Here is a 303-nt window from a genome sequence, read left to right on the forward strand (position 1 = left end):
TGCTCAGGGAATAGACCAGCACCGAGGGATCAAAATTCCGGGGCGCGTTGATAAAGCAGACCGACACGGGCAGGGTGGCCATCTTGTAGACCTCCAGCGTGACCTCCACGCTGGACTCCTCCAGATTCGTGTATTCAAACTTGACATCACTGCCGCTCTTGGTATAAAAGCGCAGGGCGGTATCCAGCGTGACCGAATCGGTGAGCTCCCCCTTGTGGGTCTCCTCGGCGGTGCAGGTCTCCACCTTATCGATCTCAGTGCTGGGGCCGGAGAGGGTCACCGTCTCCTTGGAGAGCTCGGTGC

General features: G+C 59.1%; 1 pseudogene. It reads right to left on the reverse strand.

Annotated features, from left to right (window positions below):
- Positions 1 to 303 (reverse strand): annotated as a pseudogene (locus P0G09_RS18535) (hypothetical protein); the annotation flags it as partial.

The organism is Faecalibacterium sp. DFI.5.82, from assembly GCF_029076575.1.
GTDB classification, from domain to species: domain Bacteria; phylum Bacillota; class Clostridia; order Oscillospirales; family Ruminococcaceae; genus Faecalibacterium; species Faecalibacterium duncaniae.